We start from the raw sequence: 16,978 nt of genomic DNA on the forward strand, positions 1-16,978 counted from the left end.
GATTCGCATGGATAAATAAAGAAACAATCTGTTGTGATATTACATATTCTTCCTACATGACCAAACTGGGATAAACCCTTGAAAAAAGAAATCCCAATCCAGGGTTTTCTCCAGTTGTAACGGTGCAGAAATCATTTATCCTGAGGTCAGTATCCACCGTACAAACTTTTCACTATGTAAAAGGAGGTGCCACATTATGTTCACGCGGAACAACATGGCCAGATCAGTCATTCTTGCCGGCATTCCATTGCTGACACTACCGTTATTGGCCGAAGCCGGCATGTCGCGCGACCGGTCGGATCGCACGGAATCGGGACGATCAAACTCCATGGAACAAATTATCCAGGGAGAAATCTCAAAAAAGAACGGCGACCAGATCACCCTTCGCGCGAGTAATGGAGAACGCATCACATTTCGCATTAATGACGAAACCAATCAGTTGTGTCCACAAGGGAAGAAATCCAAGATGAGTCAAGGATCCTCGAGTCACGATTCATCAAGCACGGAAAAGACTTCGAGTAGCAGTCTGTTCGGAAGTGCAAGCGGGCAGGGTTCAAGTCAGACTTCATCGGAGACACAAGAGAGTTCTGCCAAAGCCGGATTTACATTTGGCGAGTGTAATTTTGAAAAAGGAGAATTTGTCAAGGCGAAAGTCGATGAAGATGGGAAGGCCACCTTTGTCCGATCGATGGGCCAAAACGACGATAATAATTTTAATGCCGGAAGAATGGGAGATGAATATTTCGTACTTCCAGCCGGACAATTAGGCGGCCTGGATATCTCGGACAAGGATGCCAATTATTCGGTGAAATCCTCCGATGGCAAAGAAATCGGAAGTGTGTATCGAGTCATGACGAATAGTAATGGAGATCTGACCTATGCCATCGTGAGAAAAGGAGATGGACAATTAATTTCAGTTCCATGGCAGGCGTTGGAAGGATCCGGCAATAAGTCCTTTAAGCTGAAAGTGACTCAGAATCAAATCGGCAATCTTCCCATTCTGGAAGAGGGGGAAAATGCCGGTGTACACGTCCAAAAACATTGGGATTTAACCGAAGAGCAACGACAGAATTTGGCAAAATGGAATGAAAACCTTGATCAATTCTATTCCGATCGCGATCGGTATTATGAGGATACGCCCACATTTGAAGGGAATCGGAAAGGCTATGACCGATACGATTCGGATCGGTCTCGCATGAGCCGTTCGGGAGATGACCGCCAACGGCAGTACCAGGATCAAAATGCGGAGGACTTCCGGACCAGACGAGACAGTTTCAGCCCGACCGAGTTCCCTCCGCACGACCGTGCCTTTCAGTATGAAGGGGCTGATCAGCGCAACTCCTATAACCGGAGTAACCGGGATCGTGAGAACTATCGAAACCAGTCCCGATCAAACACGCGGGACTACGATGAGGGGGAAGACCGGAATCGCGGAAATCAGCGGTCCATGTATTCTCAAAGTCGTGAACGAAATTACCAGGATTCCAAAGATCGGTCGTCTGACCGGTACAACACTACCACCTCCAGAAGGCAGTATGATCCTCAGAGGCAGGGAGCCGATCAGTATCAATCCCGGCGTTCCAGCGGAAAAGATTATGATTACCGACCTGATGGGTATCGACCATAAGGAATGCCATCACCCTTTGGGTCTTAACGGCCCAGGGGGTGAGTTCCCCGCTCTTAACTTAGATGGACAAAAATTATATTCATAATGAAGGAGAATTGAAATGAAAAAACTATTGACAATGGTGGGATTCTCAGCCTTTCTTGTTCTTACGAGTGTCGCCGTGTATGCAGAACAAGCGGACATGAACCAACAGGGTGGTCAATCCGATGATCCGACCATGCAAAAAAAACAACACAGTGGGTCCTCAATAGAATCCAAGAGTCCCTCTAGCCAAAATACGGAACCTATGGAATCTGAGGAACAAAAGGCTGCTCGTCCTGGTGGAGTCGGCGAGGAAGGTTCCAGCTTTGGTAGTCCGAGCACCCTCCCACCAGGTGAAACTTCGCCCGGATATACGGGTGAGGATAAAAAGGCAGAAGAAAGGGAAAAACGTCAACACGGTATGTAATGAGTTTAATATTAGAGCAATTTTATGCCACACAGGAATCACTAGGGGACAGGGATGGCCATCTAGTGACGGGTAGGAGCCGATCGGACGAAGGGGAGATCGGACGATCGGCCAACGCCCATTTGGTAAAAGAGTCTTTTATTTCCGATTGAATCAAATTCACATTCTTATAAATTTTTCTTCTTCACGCTTTTCCTCTCACGGACCCTAGACATCCGGCCCTATATGGCCCTGACGCTTCTCGGATGTTTCGTGTGTCTATCATCTTTACGTTTTACTAGTATGCATCCATTCCGAAAGTGCAAGTAAGACAGAATCCCCAGATAAATGACGAGAAATTCGATGGCAGGAGGATTTTCCAAAGCAAAAACCAGAAAATTTTTTATTTGAAAATGTCGGAAAGGACCGCATCCGCTGGCTCAAGAGCGCTTTGCTATTTTCATCTGACTCAAATATGTCCGCACAGGTATACCTCTTTTTGCCTCGCCCGGCCTTAGGCCGCTGGCAGACGGCTTTGATTGTCATGAGCTATCTCCTGGAATGTCCCCTTTCGGTTAGTGCAACGTGGTCGTTGAAGATTTTTCCTGTATGGTGGGACGGGAATGCGGCAAAGCTACATTGACCCCAACGGTAATCAGCCAAATCAATAAAATCCACCCCCATGCGGGGATCCCCGTTGCTTCAGGAAGGGTGATGTTTCCCCAATCTCCGTAATCGCGAAGAAGAGGTACCAAGAGCGGATACATCCACACAAAAACCCAGGCGCCCGCCAACATTCCAACCACCCCGACTACCGCGTCTTTTCTTCCCTCTCCACACGCTGCTACACCGGTGCCGGGGCAATACCCGAATATGGCGATACCCACACCGAAAAAAATACCACCCACAATGATTCCTCCCCCCAACATCGGTTTAATGTGCAGCCCCGTCTGTTCTAAACCCACCAGGCCATAGACGCCGATAGCCCCAACGGCAATAGCGGTCAACATAATTTTTAAGACAGTCCAGTCTTTCAAAAGCAATTGTCCGAGAATGACCTGATATTTGGCCGCTCGACCCTTCTGAAGCAGGAAGCCGAATATCATGCCCGTGATCAGCCCCACGAGCAACCGACCAGGAGATTCAAACATGATCCCGGCCTCTTTTTCCAAAGATCAATAATGCCGTGAGGACGGACACAATAAAGATCACGATCACAAAGAACCAGCTGGAAACAGCTAACTGCAAGGTGCCGCTGATACCATGGCCACTCGTACAGCCTTTGGCCAGACGTGCGCCAAACATCATGCATGCTCCGCCCACAAATGCGCCGATTCCCCGAGTAGGAATGCTTGAGCCGAATCGCCATTTCCAAAGATTGGGAACGACCTCGCGCGCACGATCACCTGAGAGATAGGCGCTCAGGCCGGATCCCACGAACACCCCGATCACCAACATCCATTCCCAACCAATGATTGGAGAATGTTCCGGATTCAGAAAATAAGCATGACGTTTCGTGATGGTCGGATCAACGGCTTCCATGACAAGAGCCGCCGAATGCTCAAAAGGAGTCGTGATACCAAGAGGATGATCCGCGGTGGCGAAGGCAAACCAACTCAACACGCCAATTCCACCACCGACCACATAGGGTGACCAGGCCTTTTGAAAGAGAACATTCATGGGGAAACCTGCGGCGCCCTCTACCGGGCGGAATGGCGGATCAATCCTTGATAATCGGAAGGTTAGCTTTTTTCCAGGCGCTCATTCCTCCCAACACATTCACGATGTTCCGATAGCCGTGATGTTGAAGGTAGCTTGCAGCAACCGACGAGCGGTATCCGCTTCCACAGATGACCGCAACCTGAAGATTTTTTCTGATTTCCTGGACACGTTGCGGGAGTTCGCTGCCCGTCACAAATCGGGCCTTCTTGATGTGACCGGCAGCCCACTCCCCCGGCTGGCGAACGTCCAAAATCTCCAGGTCCGAATCTGTCTCTAGGTGCGCTTGAAGATCCCACACGGACCACTGTGTTAACTGATGAAGGGGTTTGGCTGCCGTACGCCATGCGAACATCCCGCCTGCCAGCCAACCCGCCGGTGTAGGATATCCGATTCGGAGAAGCTGCCAACACACTTCCCAAAGGTCTGCCGGATGATCCAAAACAAGTAAGACACGGGAATCCGCCGGGATGACCGTACCGGCCCATGTCGCAAAGGAGGATCCCAGTCCAACGTTCAGCGCGCCGGGAATGTGAGTCGTAAACCCTTCCGCTTGGCGGCAATCAACGACAAGGCACCCTTCTTCCTGTTGTCGGGCAAACTGATCCGGAGTGAGTGCAGGCGGCTCGAGCAAGGTTCCAAGAAGAGGAGGGCCTTCAGTATTCATTTTCCGCATCCTGGGCCAGTAGGGCGGCACACCGGGAAGATGCTTCAAATCCAGGCATTGTTTAACGAAATGGTCTTTGTTGTCCATGTCGGCCAGAAGAGGGTTCATCCGGCGTTCATAACCGATCGTCGTGGACAATCTGCTCCCGATATTCCCCCCACACAGAGAGCCACTCACATGCGTGGGATAGACTTCCACATAGTCCGGAAGCGGAAGAATTTTTTCCTGGAGCATTTTGCACATGACCTCTGCGTGATGAGCGGCTTCTTCCGTTCCACCCAGAAGATCGGGTCTGGCCACATCACCAACCAACAAGGCTCCCCCTGAAAGAAGCAGAACGGGTTCTTTACCCCGCGACCGGTCTGTCACCAGGACACTGATATGTTCGGGTGTATGCCCCGGAGTATGCAGAATTTGAAAATCTATCTCTCCCATTGTTAACCGTTCTCCATCGGCCATGGGACGCGCGTCATATCCGAGCTTGGCATGCCGGCCCGCTAAACATTGGAGAGGAATCCTTTCGGCTAATTCACGAATTCCCGTCACATAGTCGTTGTGCTGATGGGTCTCCAGAGCATACGCAATCGTCATCCCCTGTGAGCGGGACTCTTTAAGATAGGGCTCCACGTCCCGCTGGATATCCACCACGAAGGCTTCTCCGGTTTCTTCCGAACCGAGAAGATAGGATGCGTGCCCCAGGCTTTCCACATGAAATTGTTTAATGATCATGAGTTGTGGCTGATGAATGTTCCGAAATTGCTCTTACACGTCTTCAGCAGGAGGAGTTATTTCCGGCCGCCTCAAATGCTTGGGTCACTTGCGGAGCGTCCGCCCCATTGACTTCGCCCGCTATTTCGGCCACGTCCCGATAATCTCCCCGCAATGCCTTTAACGCATGACGTTCCTGCTGAATCTCACGTGCGGTCCGTATTCCCATTCGCCGGAACAGGGGAACCGGCGGGCACCAACCCTGTATGGCATGTTGCAGGAGAAAACCGGCTACGGCGGCGGGAAAGATAAACCACCGGCGATCTAGAAAAGCGCCCAATCCCAGGCCCATGAGGGAAAATGAGGCAGCATTAGCTTCAAGAACTCTTTCGATATCCCATTCCTCCTCTAGCTCCCTTAACCGTCGATCGATGGCCGAAGGTCCGGCCGAGGCATGCAACAGGACATTATTTTTTGTGCGGTTATAAATTTCCTCATTGATGTCAGCGTCGGTATGTTCCTCAACTCGTGTGGTCGTTGGTGAAGTAATCATACATGGCCTCCATTCTGTTCTGTGGGACGACGCACTCCCATGCCGTGGGCAGTCGTGCTGTGTCATACATCTGTGTAGTACCGAAGATTAAGGAAAGACAAAAGAGTCAACAACTAACAAAAACCCTGGCATCCGTTGAAACTTCAGGGTTTCTGCTAGTAGTCAATTCAGACCGCGTGGGACACACTTGGATTATTTGGGGCAGAGGGGGATGACCCGGGAACGGAATCAGCCACACACTCCAGATTCTTATTTTCGTGTGTTATGAAAAACCATCCCATACCGGAAGAAGAGGCTGAGAAAGAGCTGGACAGCATTTTTCATGAGATTAAACAGGTCTTTCGTGTGTCTGGAGTCAATCTCAACTTCCGCACATGGGCCACCTATCCAACGTTTTTCCCTGTCTTATGGGAGTCAATACGACCGGTGGCTGAAACCCGTCTATTTGAAGAATCATCCGATCGACTCCGGGCGTTAGCTGCTCGCCTTGCTGAAAAACTTCCCCGGTTAGATGCGGCCACGTCCGTCGAGTTGGGGGAGAGTCAGATTTTTCAGATACAAGCGGCTCTCGACCTTTATCATTACATCAATCCCAAGCTACTGGTCATCACGTCCATGGTGGAGTACGCCTACCATCACCCGAGCATGTCCGCGTTCCAGTCTCAACGAAAGGATCATGAGCTTATAACGCGAGGCATTCCCCTTCATATGTATCCCATGGAAATGATCGACGAGACCCCGGACGATGCCACTCTCCGGAGAACCTTTCGGGATATCCAACGAACATTGGGTTTACCCGGCATTAACAGCGATTATCGAACGCTGGCATTGTGGCCGGAATATTTCTATTCAGTATGGCATCGGTTAAAGCCCGTGGTCACCCAACCCCTTTACATGGAAGCCGCGCTGGCCTTACGGGAAGCGGCTCAACAAATGGCCAGCCATGTGCTGCCCCGACTGACGCTGTCTGAGGATCAGTTGAGGATTCTCGGAAGGAAACGAACACACTTCCTTGAAACGACCGCTCACTTTACTCAACTGTTACCACCCCTGATAGTCAATATTGTGCTGATATTTCTGGATTGGCGATCTCGTCAGGATTTAGAAAAATCCCCTTTTCCCATTGAATTCTCCTCACCGGTCCTGGAAACATCGACATGACCTGGCGGGAATTTCAACGGCTACAAATGGTCAGCCGGGTTCATGACCGATTTGTCAGTTATGTGGAGGCGGGAGATGGTCCCCCGGTCATTCTTATTCATGGGATTCCGGTCTGGGGTTACCTGTGGCACGGAATCTATTCAGAGCTGGCGCGAACCCGTCGCGTCCTGATTCCCGATTTACTCGGATTCGGTTTTAGTGATAAAGCCGATTGTTTTGACCGTTCCATTGTCTGCCAGGCACACATGATGACCGCCTGGATGACACAACTAGGGATTCCCAGGGCCACGATCATCGGACATGACATCGGAGGCGGGGTGGCTTTGAGGATGGCTACCCTGTTCCCCTCCCGGGTGGAAGCGCTGATCGTCATGAACACCGTCTGTTATGACTCCTGGCCAATTGAATTAATGCTCCAGTTTGGGCACCCTGAAGCTCACCGGAAATTATCGGCATCGCTTGCGGTGCGGTTGCTTCGGCAAGCGTTAAAACGTGGATTTGCGTCCTCCCTTAACCGGAAGATATTGGACGGGTTGTTGGCCCCCTACACCACCGAGACGGGGAAACTGTCCCTCATACGAAATGCTGCTGCACTGAATACCAATCTCACGACGGAGATTACTCATCTTCTGTCGGGTATTAAAGTTCCCACACTTGTCCTCTGGGGGGTGCAGGATCGATTTCAGCTGATCCATTACGGGGAAAGGCTGGCGAACGATATCCCCAATTCGAAACTGATTCGCGTGAAAGACGCGAGACACTTCCTCATGTGGGATCAACCGGAAATCGTGACAAAGCATCTGCTGGATTTTTTCGACCGTACCGTGCCATCCCGGCACCTCATGGTCTAGCTGCTCATTATCATGAATACCACCGCTGTGTTACCGATGTATGTCCCCCATGACCGGAGCATAGTGAAATCTGAAATTAAGACGACATCGACTCTTCATCCTGCAGGCCGTGTATGAATGAATGGAAACTGATATTTGACAATTGGGATATTAAAGACCAGAAAGCCCGTGAAGCCCTCTGCACACTGGGTAACGGGTATTGGGCCACACGAGGAGCGTTTGAGGAAGCCACACAACACCACGGCCATTATCCCGGAACCTATGTAGCCGGCGTCTATGGATGCGAAAGAATCATCGCGGGAGAAACGGTCTCTCATGAAACGATCGTGAACTGGCCCAATTGGCTGTACCTAACATATGCCATGGATAATGGCCAATGGTTTTCGATGGAACAGGTTCAGGTGAACACTTATCGCCAGGAATTGGACCTGCAACGGGGCGTGCTCAGCCGGTACATCAAATTTACGGAACCTCAAGGACGAGAAACCATTCTCCAATCAATCCGGCTGGTGCACATGGAGCATCCCCATCTTGCAGCCCTACAATGGACCATTATTCCTCTAAACTGGGCTGGTCGATTGCATGTGAGATCGGCCATGGATTCCGTGATCAGCAATGGGAATGTTGAACGGTATCGGGAGATGAACGCCAAACATTATCGATTGCTTGACTCGGGATTCCATAAGCAGGGATGGCTCTACGTTGTCACGGAAACCCTCCAATCTCACATTCGGTTGGCCCAAGGACTTCGAACGCAAGTCTCGGGCGGCAATCTCCTTCTTCAACGGAATTTTCAAGAAATGGATATGACCATCGAAGAATTTGTCCTTGATATTCAAGAGCAGACTCCCCTACAGGTTGACAAAACCGTAGCGCTTTACCATTCACGCGACCGTGGCATTTCCGAGCCGCTTGAGGCCGTGAACCACAGCCTGGCTTCAGCTGGATCGTTCGAACAGTTGTTCCGCTCCCATCAACAAGCATGGGAGCGGATCTGGGATATGACCGACATCCGGATTCAGAACCGTCCGGAAGATCAATTGATGCTGCGTCTTCATCTCTTTCATCTCCTGCAAACGGCTTCTCCCCATTTGACAGACCTTGATGCGAGCCTTCCGGCAAGAGACTGACCGGCGAAATGTATCAAGGCCACATTTTTTGGGATGATATATTTGCCTTACCGTTTCTGATTATGCGAGTGCCGCGGGTTGCCCGCGCCATGCTCCTGTATCGGTCACGACGTCAACAACAAGCCGGAGCTCAGGCACAGCAGCATGGGCTTCAGGGCATGCGGTTTCCCTGGAGAAGTGGCAGCGACGGCTCCGAGCAAACTCCCCGATTTCAATGGAATCCCTATTCCCAACATTGGATTGAGGACCATACCCATCTGCAATGCCATCAGAATGCCGCTATTGTCTATCAAATATGGAAATACTTTCAGGCCACAGGTGACCTGGAATTTCTTCAGTCCCACGGCGAAGTGCTCACGCTCCAAATCGCCCGATTCTGGTCCAGTCTGGCAACACTCGATGACATGAGCGGGCGATATCATATTCGCGGGGTCATGGGACCCGATGAATTTCACACCGGATATCCGGATAGCCCTACGCCCGGACTTCAAGACAATGCGTATACCAATGTCATGGCTGTTTGGACCCTGCAATGCGCCCGACAGGTTCTCCAGGCCCTCCCCGACTACTCGCGCCAACACGTTATGGAAATCCTTTCGATTGATCACTCGGACCTGGATCATTGGGAAAACATCACCCGCCAAATGTTCGTCCCCTTTCATGAGGACGATCTCATCAGCCAATTTGCGGGTTATGAAAATCTTCAAGAATTGGATGTGAACGCCTATCGAACCCGGTATGGAGATATCCGGCGAATCGATCAAATTCTCGAAGCCGAAGGAGATACGGTCAATCGATACAAAATTTCCAAACAACCTGATGTCCTCATGTTGTGCTATCTCCTGACTGTATCTGAACTTGAATCAATCCTTACGAATTTAGGATATCCTTTTTCTCTCAAGCTGCTGCAAAAGAACATCGCCTATTATCAACAACGCACCACTCATGGTTCGACGCTCAGTCGCGTCGTGTTTGGCTGGATTCACGCGCGCTCCGACCGAAGCGGCTCATGGAAGTGTCTGGCTGAGGCCCTGGGACAGGATGTTCATGAAATCAAGGGAGGATCGACGAGCGAAGGCATCCATTTAGGAGCCATGGCAGGAACCATCGATCTCATGCAACGTTGCTATGGGGGAATTGATTGTGAAAATAATGTGCTCACGATGAACCCTCGTCTTCCGGAAACCCTTGAGGGGTTAGCGATGAAGGTTCAATTTCGACAGCATCACATCAAGGTGCAGATTTCCCCAAAGAGCCTGAGTCTTGACGTATCTGCAGGACCGAGCTTTCCTCTCGTCATCAACGTTCGTGGAACCCGCCATGTTTTTGGAACACCGACACAACAGGATTTTCCCTTATGAGCGCTCGAATCATATCCCTGGGAAGCGTGAATGTAGATATTCAACTCCGTGCGGGTCGTTGGCCGGAAGCGGGGGAAACACTGTTGGGTCAGGATTTTCTTATGGCCGGTGGAGGAAAGGCCGCCAATGTGGCCTGGCTAGCCCGGTATCTGGGCATCGAGGCGCAATTGATTGCTCGAATTGGGTCTGATTCACTTCAAGAAATCGCCCTTCACCCCTTACGGACACTTGGGGTCGATTTATCTACTATTCGAAGCATAAAAAACCAAGCCACAGGTGTGTCAGTCATCATTGTTCAACCAAACGGACGGAAAGGGATCATCATGGCTTCGAATGCCAATGCCGTCTGGTCCGAAGAGGATAAAGAATTAGTCAAATACGCCATACAAACGGCACCACCCGGATCCGTATTGTCCGTAAATTTGGAAGTCCCCCTGCCCATAGTCAAGCAAGCAGTTCGACAAGCTGAGGAATGTGGAATGCCCATTGTTCTGGATCCTTCACCGTCAGAGAGATTGGATGAGGAATTATTAAAATCCGGTTGCTATTTGACTCCCAACCAATCAGAGGCTCAGCAACTGACCAAAATCCCAATTGAAAATCAGGACCAGGCCTTGGAAGCGGCTTCCAAAATTCGACAACACGGAAATAGGGGAGTCTGCGTCAAACTGGGAACAGGGGGATGCGCGGTAGTCACAACGGATGTCCAGTTGTCATATCCGCTCCCGAGGTCCATGCGGTGGACACCACCGGGGCGGGCGATGCGTTTGCGGGAGCCTTCAGTGTGGCGATTCTGGAACATCAACCCCAGGAGCAAGCCGCCGCATATGCGGTTGCCGCATCAACCCACGCTGTCACCGGCTATGGCTCCCAATCTTCCTACCCCACCCGACGCCAAATCGAGTCTCTCCTGCGGAGGGTGGTCATGAAAAAAAATAAAACAAACTCCACGGATAATACCTTCAGAACGCTGGTCGTGATGAACCTGCGGTTATTTCTCGTCAGAAGGGTTTTTCTCAGATTCTTCCGGGCTAAGCCGTTCCAGTTTCTCTTCGGTCATGGGCTCCCGGGTGGTAGGGTCCACCACCATCTCCGGGTCCACCACCGGTGGAGTCACCACCGCCTCCGGATTTGGCGGAATACCGGGCTCCACAACCATCTCCGAATCATTCGGTGGAATAATCGGCTGTGAGTTTTGAGGTTTATTCTTCAACCCCGGTGGATGTTGCTCGGTCGTTTCAACTGAAGTTGACGGATTTGGGAAACCGGATCCTGACACTCCCCCGGGCAGATGAGAGGCACTCATCAGAAGAATCACACTAATTCCCAGCACCACCGGCCACATATCCATTTTTGGTTCTTTCATGTTTTTCACCTCTTTCTTTAATTTTTTTCTTGTCTCTTTTTTTCATTATCCTTCGGAGAACGATCAAAAGCATCTGACAAAAACCCTGGGAAAACGCCTTTTTTTTTTAAAATCCGGGCAAGTTCTTAAGGGAAGGTAACCTCCGATGCAAGGGTTTTATTCAGGCCCATTTCTTTTCCGTTTCTCTACAATTCGAGAAGAAGCAAATTTCAGGGGACCTTAAAACTTACAAATAAACTACTAGGACACCATCCATGAACCCAATCATCACCATGAAAGAATTAGTCGGACTGGCTGTAACCCTTAGCCTGGCGGGAGGAGGCCTAGTGATGCTTCTTAATGTTGCTGACACGACCAGTCCAGTGAACACGGTAACGGTTCATGATTTGTTGAGAGATCAAAACCCCGGACAAATTTCCTATATATCCTTTCCAATTACTGAACACTTTCAAAATCAATTAGAACCTTATCGAAAATCCATACCTTTTTCGGGAGAGAAATACAGCTCTCAATAGCTGTAAGAGGCTTTAACGGTTAAATTTTCTGACCCGCGAGGCATAAGTACAGCATGGGACTTTCAAATCCACAGGGAGAAAACAATGCACGTATATTGGCTCGTGACCACACAATCTATTCTTGAATCAGAAAGAGGAATCCCGAACACCATCGTTTAACAACTCTTACAAAAGGAAAACACCACCATGAACTCAAAACGCAGAACTAGTGGCATGCTCGGTCTGGCATTAGCCTTCGCCCTGACGGGAGTAGGCATGTCCTTAGCCCTTAGCGAGTCAGGGCAACAATCCAAGGAACTTCTTCTTAACGCCAACACCCTCATCGGGAATACGGTCATTGACAAGGCGGGCAAAGAACTCGGAACAGTCAAAGATTTACTGATTGATCAAACCACAGGGCAAATATCGTATATTGTCCTTTCGTATGGAGGCACTTTCGGCGGCACTCTAGGGATCGGGTCGGAAAATTATTCGATTCCCTGGGCAGAAGTGAAGCTGACCAAACAGGATGACAAGATGTTGGTTCAGGTGGCCGAAGCCCCTATTGGCGAAAAACAGACAACACAAGACCACGCAGCCAAGCGCCACCAGCAAGCTGCTATAGTCCAGAGTAAGGATTTCAATCCTGCCACCGTTGAAACGGTAGAAGGGACTGTGGAAAATGTGGATCACGACATGTTCGAGCCCGGAGTGACCACCACCGATAGTTTAATAGTATTGGATGTCAAAACGTCATCCGGGACAGAACGGGTTCGCATCGCCCCTGATAACTATCTCAAGGAGCAGGGAATCGAAATAAAGGAAGGCGATAAAGTGGAAGTGACCGGATCACGAATCATGCGGGACGGGGAAAGTCTGGTCATCGCCTCAAAAGTTACCCTGAAAGGAAATGGAAAAGTTTTGGCGGTCCGGAAAGATGACGGCACCCCCAAATGGAACATAGAAGGTGGAATCCATAGTAAGACATCATCCGGAAACAATTAATATACCTCTATTCTCTGTCAACGGGAAAAAGCCGGCTGGGCTTTTTCCCGTTGACTTCGTCCGGCCCTTCCCTTTCGTCCTCCTTTATTTAGCCACTCGTCAAGACCTTTGTTTGTAATTCTGGCCGATAGGAAGTCGAACCAGGGTTCTTTCCAGTTCATTTTGAATAAAAACATTGTTACAAGCTGTGAAGGAATTGTTCTGTTTTTACTCTCTTGACGATCACAAGGAGAACCCAGGATGGCTCGCTCGCCCAAAAGGACATTTGGCACCAGGAAAATTCGTTACGCGGTGGTGGGGCTGGGCTATATCGCTCAAGTTGCCGTACTTCCGGCATTCGCACATGCGAAAAAAAACTCCCTATTAGCAGCATTAATCTCCGATGATCCTAAAAAATTGAAGCAATTGGGAGGAAAATACGGCATTAACGGTCTCTATTCCTATGAACAATATGAAGAATGCCTGGAAAAGGAAGAAATTGATGCCGTGTATATCGCGCTTCCCAATCATTTGCACTGCGAATATACCGTCAGAGCGGCGAAAGCCGGCGTGCATGTATTGTGCGAAAAACCCATGGCTATCTCGGTAAAGGAATGTGAAACCATGATTCGCACAGCGGACCATCATGGTGTCAAATTGATGGTAGCCTATCGGCTTCATTTTGAAGAGGCCAATCTTCGGGCCATACAAATGGTTCAATCCGGGAAAATCGGCACCCCCCGGTACTTCCAATCGGCGTTTAGTCTCCCGGTTAAAGATAAAAATAATATCCGGTTACGGGAAGAGACCGGTGGAGGAACGCTGTGGGATATCGGCATTTATTGTTTGAATGCCGCCAGGAATCTGTTCCAGGCGGAACCGATTCAGGTGTTTGCCAACACCGCCGGACAGGGTATCGGCAGATTCGACGAAGTTGAAGAAATGAGCGCGGTGACGCTCCAATTTCCCGATAACCGGTTGGCCACCTTTATTTGTAGTTTTGGAGCCGCTGACGTTTCCGAGTTTCGGATTGTGGGTACCAAGGGACAACTGCGGGTAACATCGGCCTACGAATATGTCGAACCCATTACTCATTACCTGACGGTGAACGGGAAAGAGAAACAGCACACCTTTTCCAAACGGGATCAATTTGCTCCACAACTCTTAAAATTTTCGGATAGCATTTTGAATGATACGGTTCCTGAACCGGCAGGCGATGAAGGTCTCCATGATGTCCGCATTATTGAGGCCCTGTATCGTTCAGCTCACAAAGGCCAACCGGTCCCGCTCAAAGAAGTAGAGCGGAAACGCCGTCCAACGCTTCGCCAAGGCCTTCGCCGTCCGCCGGTTAAAAAGCCCCGACTCATCCATGCTCAAAGTCCGTCAGGATCCTAATGAACTATCTTCATTCATCTTATAACAAACGAAAGGAATTAATTCATGAATGAACAATCGAACAACATTGATTCTCAAGAGTCACATTCCTCCGGAAATGCCGATCCGTCTTTACCATCCTATCTTTTTGAGGCTGCATTGGATAGGGAATGGGAACGCCGCCATCGCCAAGGACAATTTGGAAAAGCTCAAGGAACCTCCGCAGAGGAAGAAAGAATGTCATGAGTCAATCAATGGGGGCAAAACGATGGGCGATCCCGGAAGGATATATTCCTGCGGAAAGCCATGGACCGGAGCCGCAAATGACAAGTCATGAAACCGCATGCCTCCTTAATGTTTCCGACGATCCGGCGCATGTGCTTGTCACAATTTTTTATTCAGACCGGGAGCCGGTGGGTCCCTATCATATCACCGTCCCCCCTCGTCGGACGAGTCATATCCGTTTTAATGATTTGGAAGACCCTGAACCCATACCCAAGGATACAGATTTCGCAAGCATGTTTGAGTCCGATGTGCCAATTGTAGTTCAACACACCAGGCTGGATTCCCGACAGGCCGAGAATGCTCTCCTGTCTACCATGGCCTATACCGACCACTCGTAAAGACGCAAATACCATAGGTTCCACGTTGAGGAGAGAGGAACTCAGAATATGACAAAAACCGCCGCGGACGTGTTGATAGAGAAGCTTCAAAATTGGGGCGTCGACGTCATATTCGGTCTTCCCGGAGATGGCATAAATGGAATTATGGAAGCCCTGCGTCAACGAAAAGATGTCATGAGGTTCATACAAGTTCGCCACGAAGAGTCAGCGGCCTGGATGGCGTGCGGGTATGCTAAATACACGGGAAAGCTTGGCGTGTGCCTGGCCACCTCAGGGCCTGGAGGCCTCCATCTTTTGAATGGTTTGTATGATGCCAAAATGGAGAAACAACCGGTCCTGGCCATTACCGGTCATCATTTTCACGATTTGATCGATACCCATGCCCAACAGGATGTGAATCTTACCAGAGTTTTTGAAGATGTCGCGGTCTATAACACACGAATCATGAGCGCGACGCATGTGGAGAATGTGGTCGACTTAGCCTGTCGGACCGCTTTAAGTTATCGCGGAGTTGCTCACATTAATTTTCCCGTCGATCTGCAAGATTCAAAGGCAGACAAAGGCTATTCCCAACGCAATATTCCTCACCATTCGATGGAAATCTTTTCCCGTGGCGCGCGATTACCCCATGCAGCAGATTTACAACAGGCCGCCAACGTCCTGAATGAGGGAAAGCGAATTGCCATCATGGCGGGGGCCGGGGCCCTGGAAGCCACCGATGAACTGGAACAAATTGCGGAAATGCTGGGAGCGCCCATTATTAAACCGTTATTGGGAAAAGCGTCGGTACCTGACGATAGTCCCTATACAACAGGGGGCATCGGATTGCTGGGAACCGCCCCCTCTCAGGAGGCTCTGGAAGATTGCGATACACTGCTTCTGATCGGAACATCGTTTCCCTATATGGAATTTTATCCCAAGCCCGGACAGGCCCGGGCCGTCCAAATCGATCTTGATCCGGCGCGAATCGGGCTGCGGTACCCGGTGGAAGTCGGCTTGGTCGGCGACTGCCGAAGATCCCTCCAAGAGCTCTTGCCGATGTTGCAAAGGAATAAACACCGGAAATTTTTGGAACGGGCACAAACAGCAATGGCCAAATGGCGGACATTGATGGAAGAACGCGGAACCCGAAAAGACAAACCCATGAAACCCCAGGTGGTGGCCTGGGAACTCGGTAAACGCCTTTCTGACCACGCCATCGTTTCCTGTGATTCGGGAACAATTACGACCTGGTGGGCCAGGCAAATCCCGGCCAAACGAGGGCAGAAGCACACGGTATCCGGCACCCTGGCCTCCATGGCCTGCGGCTTACCCTATGCGATTGCCGCCCAAATCGCCTATCCGGATCGTCAATGTATCGCCTTTGTGGGAGATGGGGGTTTTTCGATGCTCATGGCTGAGTTCGCCACCTGTGTCAAATATCAATTGCCCGTGAAAGTGTTCGTCATCAAAAACAATACGCTTGGGCAGATTAAGTGGGAACAGATGGTGTTTCTGGGAAATCCCGAATATGGGTGCGAACTGCATCCCATCGACTTTGCCCTCGTCGCTCAGGCATGCGGAGGAACCGGACTGACCGTCGACGATCCTGCGGATTGTGGTTCCATCATCGACCAGGCCTTCCAAACACCGGGGCCGGTATTGGTACAAGCCATCGTCGATCCTTTTGAACCTCCGATGCCTGCCAACATTACGATGAGCCAAGCCGCCAAATTTGCACAATCGTTGGCAAGAGGCGAACCGAACCGGGTGAAAATTGCCATGACGGCTTTGTCGGATCGGGTACGGGAACTCGTGTAACCGAATGGTAAAGAAATTCGTCGCCTCGAGAAGGGGACGCTCGCGGGAGAAATAAGGAGGTCCAAAATTTAGTTCCTCTCTCCTTTCTTCTCTGGCCCATTCTGTCCTTCGTCACGGTTTCTGTCCAGTTGCA

General features: G+C 50.3%; 18 protein-coding genes and 1 pseudogene. 13 read left to right on the top strand and 6 right to left on the bottom strand.

What is annotated here, in order from left to right; translation table 11 throughout:
* Positions 1–196 precede the first annotated feature (196 nt).
* Positions 197–1,627 carry a PRC-barrel domain-containing protein gene (locus LX98_RS11725; protein ID WP_496429075.1) on the top strand — a complete coding sequence of 477 codons (1,431 nt, stop codon included), beginning with the start codon at positions 197–199 and terminating at the stop codon, positions 1,625–1,627.
* 100 nt (positions 1,628–1,727) lie between these two features.
* Positions 1,728–2,075 carry a hypothetical protein gene (locus tag LX98_RS11730; RefSeq protein ID WP_496429076.1) on the top strand — a complete coding sequence of 116 codons (348 nt, stop codon included), beginning with the start codon at positions 1,728–1,730 and terminating at the stop codon, positions 2,073–2,075.
* A gap of 267 nt (positions 2,076–2,342) precedes the next feature.
* On the opposite strand, the gene LX98_RS11735 is transcribed toward LX98_RS11730, so the two are convergent.
* The 5 genes from LX98_RS11735 to LX98_RS11755 are packed head-to-tail and all read right to left on the bottom strand — an operon-like array spanning position 2,343 to position 5,701.
* Positions 2,343–2,600 carry a hypothetical protein gene (locus tag LX98_RS11735; protein ID WP_496429077.1) on the bottom strand — a complete coding sequence of 86 codons (258 nt, stop codon included), beginning with the start codon at positions 2,598–2,600 and terminating at the stop codon, positions 2,343–2,345.
* Between the two features lie 29 nt (positions 2,601–2,629).
* Complete coding sequence (locus LX98_RS11740) at positions 2,630–3,205, bottom strand: YeeE/YedE thiosulfate transporter family protein (RefSeq protein ID WP_496429078.1); 576 nt, start codon at positions 3,203–3,205, stop codon at positions 2,630–2,632.
* A complete protein-coding gene (locus LX98_RS11745; RefSeq protein ID WP_496429079.1) occupies positions 3,198–3,734 on the bottom strand; it encodes a YeeE/YedE thiosulfate transporter family protein in 537 nt (178 codons plus the stop codon). The genes LX98_RS11740 and LX98_RS11745 overlap by 8 nt, the downstream gene beginning before the upstream one ends.
* A 40-nt stretch (positions 3,735–3,774) precedes the next feature.
* A complete protein-coding gene (locus tag LX98_RS11750) occupies positions 3,775–5,169 on the bottom strand; it encodes a rhodanese-like domain-containing protein (protein WP_496429080.1) in 1,395 nt (464 codons plus the stop codon).
* A 43-nt stretch (positions 5,170–5,212) separates the two neighbouring features.
* Entirely contained in the window at positions 5,213–5,701 is a 489-nt protein-coding gene (locus LX98_RS11755; RefSeq protein WP_496429081.1) for a hypothetical protein, read from the bottom strand.
* A 264-nt stretch (positions 5,702–5,965) separates the two neighbouring features.
* Between LX98_RS11755 and LX98_RS11760 the strand changes: the two genes are divergently transcribed.
* From LX98_RS11760 to LX98_RS11780, 5 genes and pseudogenes are all read left to right on the top strand, one after another.
* Positions 5,966–6,862: a halocarboxylic acid dehydrogenase DehI family protein gene (locus tag LX98_RS11760; RefSeq protein ID WP_496429082.1), complete on the top strand. Its 897-nt coding sequence runs from the start codon at positions 5,966–5,968 to the stop codon at positions 6,860–6,862.
* Positions 6,859–7,713, top strand: a complete 855-nt coding sequence (locus LX98_RS11765) for an alpha/beta fold hydrolase (protein ID WP_496429083.1) — start codon at positions 6,859–6,861, stop codon at positions 7,711–7,713. Before LX98_RS11760 ends, LX98_RS11765 begins: the two co-directional genes overlap by 4 nt.
* Before the next feature lie 113 nt (positions 7,714–7,826).
* Entirely contained in the window at positions 7,827–8,843 is a 1,017-nt protein-coding gene (locus tag LX98_RS11770; RefSeq protein WP_496429084.1) for a glycoside hydrolase family 65 protein, read from the top strand.
* An 8-nt stretch (positions 8,844–8,851) separates the two neighbouring features.
* The gene (locus LX98_RS11775; protein WP_496429085.1) at positions 8,852–10,204 is read left to right on the top strand and encodes a glycosyl hydrolase family 65 domain-containing protein; all 1,353 of its coding nucleotides are present in this window, start codon (positions 8,852–8,854) and stop codon (positions 10,202–10,204) included.
* Positions 10,201–11,036 (top strand): annotated as a pseudogene (locus LX98_RS11780) (ribokinase); the annotation flags it as partial. The gene LX98_RS11775 and the pseudogene LX98_RS11780, both read left to right, overlap by 4 nt.
* Before the next feature lie 159 nt (positions 11,037–11,195).
* Here the strand turns inward: LX98_RS11780 and LX98_RS11785 are convergent.
* Positions 11,196–11,570 (bottom strand): hypothetical protein, encoded by a 375-nt coding sequence (locus LX98_RS11785; protein WP_496430641.1) that lies wholly within the window; start codon positions 11,568–11,570, stop codon positions 11,196–11,198.
* A gap of 254 nt (positions 11,571–11,824) precedes the next feature.
* Here LX98_RS11785 and LX98_RS11790 point away from each other — a divergent pair, with 254 nt between their 5' ends.
* The 6 genes from LX98_RS11790 (at position 11,825) to LX98_RS11815 (ending at position 16,845) form a co-directional block, all read left to right on the top strand.
* Positions 11,825–12,085, top strand: a complete 261-nt coding sequence (locus LX98_RS11790) for a hypothetical protein (RefSeq protein ID WP_496429086.1) — start codon at positions 11,825–11,827, stop codon at positions 12,083–12,085.
* A gap of 186 nt (positions 12,086–12,271) precedes the next feature.
* Complete coding sequence (locus LX98_RS11795; RefSeq protein WP_496429087.1) at positions 12,272–13,069, top strand: MamS/MamX family magnetosome protein; 798 nt, start codon at positions 12,272–12,274, stop codon at positions 13,067–13,069.
* A 240-nt stretch (positions 13,070–13,309) separates the two neighbouring features.
* Positions 13,310–14,443, top strand: coding sequence for a Gfo/Idh/MocA family oxidoreductase (locus LX98_RS11800; RefSeq protein WP_496429088.1), 1,134 nt, complete (start codon positions 13,310–13,312; stop codon positions 14,441–14,443).
* A gap of 45 nt (positions 14,444–14,488) precedes the next feature.
* A complete protein-coding gene (locus LX98_RS11805; RefSeq protein WP_496429089.1) occupies positions 14,489–14,668 on the top strand; it encodes a hypothetical protein in 180 nt (59 codons plus the stop codon).
* On the top strand, positions 14,665–15,045 hold the full coding sequence (locus LX98_RS11810) for a sensory rhodopsin transducer (RefSeq protein ID WP_496429090.1): 381 nt from the start codon (positions 14,665–14,667) through the stop codon (positions 15,043–15,045). The genes LX98_RS11805 and LX98_RS11810 overlap by 4 nt, the downstream gene beginning before the upstream one ends.
* A gap of 48 nt (positions 15,046–15,093) precedes the next feature.
* Complete coding sequence (locus tag LX98_RS11815) at positions 15,094–16,845, top strand: thiamine pyrophosphate-dependent enzyme (RefSeq protein ID WP_496429091.1); 1,752 nt, start codon at positions 15,094–15,096, stop codon at positions 16,843–16,845.
* Positions 16,846–16,978: the final 133 nt, after the last annotated feature.

It is taken from the genome of Nitrospira marina (assembly GCF_059568365.1).